Below are 2289 nucleotides of genomic sequence, written 5' to 3' on the forward strand. Positions count from 1 at the left end.
AAGCGAAAATTTTTTTGCAGGGCTTGACACCCTATTATTTTTTTGCTAAAATAGTATTAGTAATATAAATATATTACTAATATACAATAAAAATATAGGGGGGTGATGGGATGGACAGAAAACAGGAATTAAGAGAAAGGAATCGTCAGTATTTAGTGTGGGAACATTTAACCATGAACCAGAAAGAAGCAGCCAAAAGGATACTGGCAGGTAACTACGGAATCTTGCAAGATGCAGGCTGGGGTTTTTTAGATAAGTTTATAATTTTTCTAAAAACCGTTGGTTTTTTAGAGGTGCTCAATGTAGACGGAGAAGGATATGTTAGACGGATGATTACGGTAGCCCAACTGTTGCTTACTTATCAGATGAAGATATTGTTAGGAATAGCCCATATGAATCAGGTGCCTGATATGTTATTTAATGATATGGGACTGTTGATGTTATTAGGATTTACTGCCCGACAGATAAAGCAGGGATACTGTAAACGGAGTAAAAAGAGAGGTAAAAAAAGGCAAGAGCCTATGCATAAAGACACACTGGCCGATGCTTTAGAAAAACAGGAGAGATAATAAAAACATTAAAAACGACTTACGGATTTAAGTTATTAGTAATCCGAGGGGCGAGAACTGGAATAGTTGTGTCAGCGAAATTCGCGAAGATACAGGAGAGTGAAAAAAATTATACATTAAAATTGATAAAACAGGCGGAAAAAAATATCGGCAAAAAAATAAAAGTGTTACTATTAGATAGAGGCTTCATTGACGGCACAACACTCTGGAAAATAAAACATAATTTCAATATAGATTTTGTGATACCAGCAACAACAACAATGGATATAACAAACGATGCAAGGGGCTTCAGAAATAAAATCGCAGACGGACTCTGGCGAGAGGTGACACGAGAAATATCGGCTGTCGGTATAAAAGGGCTAACCAGTTATGACCAATACGGCGACGAAGAACATAACAGGAAAGATAGACACAGCAAAAATTTTGTTGCCAATCCAATAAATGCAGTAATGGTTACAAAATGGGATGAAAAAGAATATCCATCAGGATATGAGAAAGTATTTTTAACTACTTTAAGAGTGGACAAACCAATCTCTGTGATTAAAAAATACAAGTTGAGAAGTCTGATAGAAAACACAACATTCAGAGAATTGAAAACAGGTTGGTTGATAGAGAATATACCTAAGAAAACGGAATCGGCAGTAAGAACACATGTTTTCTTAACTGTGTGTATGTTTAATATGTGTAAAGCCTACAGGAGCCAATTAGGAAAAGAGATTACAGAACAGGGTATAAGACTATTTAGGAGACAAACTTTTGCACAAACGATGAATAAGGTGGTAATAATTGCTGAACCATACTATGGAATATTTGACTTAGAGGAATTAGCCATACTATGGGGTAAACCACCAAAATACTTTATGCGTATAAATCCTAAAAAATTCAAAGAAGAATATGGACTTACTGAACCAAATTCACATTCGTCGGTAGAAAAAACTTCAGGAGAAAAAATATGATTGTATGCTATGAGGGAAAAATTGCTTATGGCAAAATTAAAGGTGCATACATGTGCGCAGTTGACAAAAACATAATTTTTTAGTATAAATTATACAGGAGATAGTAAATGACAGAACAAGAAATTATAATTGAAAAAGTAAAACAGGAGATATTAAATTTAGGTGCTCTATTAACTGAAGTTGAGGCTATAGGGATTATTGGTTCTCTTGCAAGTGGGAATTTTGTTCCAGAAAAAAGTGATATAGATATTTTAGTTGTTTTAGATGATTTACCAAAAGAAAGTTGGGAAGAAGGCGGAAAGGCATTGAACTGGACTTACAGAATCCAAAATCTGCTATCAAAAAAATGCGACCGCAGAGTAACAGTTATCATTACATGTATAGAGTTCTTAATTGATATATCAGACTGGTATGTTTTCAGTTTTGCATCTGATAGTATACTTATTTATGACAAAGGTAAAGTAAAAAAAATATTTGATAAAATCATGGAAAAAACAAAGGAATGGGGACTTGTGCAGAAACAATATGAGACTTACGGCCATAAATTGTGGGGGTTGAACCGGCCATTAAATCCAGGCGAAATTTTGGATTTTCATTTAGAAGAAAAAGAACTTGATTTCCTAACAGAAAAAGATGTTAAATGACATACTCCCCGCAGCAAGCTGCGGGGTATCTTAAAAGTCAAGTTTTAACTGGCGTCTGTCTTCTTCTGCTCTTTGATATTGGATGTATTTCTGTATAGTTTGTGCAGTTACTTTGTCGCC

Annotated in this window: 3 protein-coding genes; all 3 read left to right on the plus strand. The window is 34.6% G+C overall.

Translation table 11 applies throughout. The features are described from left to right. The first annotated feature begins 110 nt into the window (after nt 1–110). The 3 genes from AB1349_13785 (at nt 111) to AB1349_13795 (ending at nt 2169) form a co-directional block, all read left to right on the plus strand. Entirely contained in the window at nt 111–569 is a 459-nt protein-coding gene (locus AB1349_13785; GenBank protein MEW6558397.1) for a hypothetical protein, read from the plus strand. Then, the gene (locus AB1349_13790; protein ID MEW6558398.1) at nt 569–1525 is read left to right on the plus strand and encodes a transposase; all 957 of its coding nucleotides are present in this window, start codon (nt 569–571) and stop codon (nt 1523–1525) included. Before AB1349_13785 ends, AB1349_13790 begins: the two co-directional genes overlap by 1 nt. A 107-nt stretch (nt 1526–1632) precedes the next feature. Beyond that, nucleotides 1633–2169, plus strand: coding sequence for a nucleotidyltransferase domain-containing protein (locus AB1349_13795; protein ID MEW6558399.1), 537 nt, complete (start codon nt 1633–1635; stop codon nt 2167–2169). Nucleotides 2170–2289: the final 120 nt, after the last annotated feature.

It is taken from the genome of Elusimicrobiota bacterium (assembly GCA_040757695.1).
GTDB lineage: Bacteria > Elusimicrobiota > UBA8919 > UBA8919 > UBA8919 > JBFLWK01.

Coding starts and splice junctions, on each gene's coding strand:
- AB1349_13785 (MEW6558397.1), top strand. CDS start 111: ATGGACAGAAAACAGGAATTAAGAGAAAGGAATCGTCAGTATTTAGTG.
- AB1349_13795 (MEW6558399.1), top strand. CDS start 1,633: ATGACAGAACAAGAAATTATAATTGAAAAAGTAAAACAGGAGATATTA.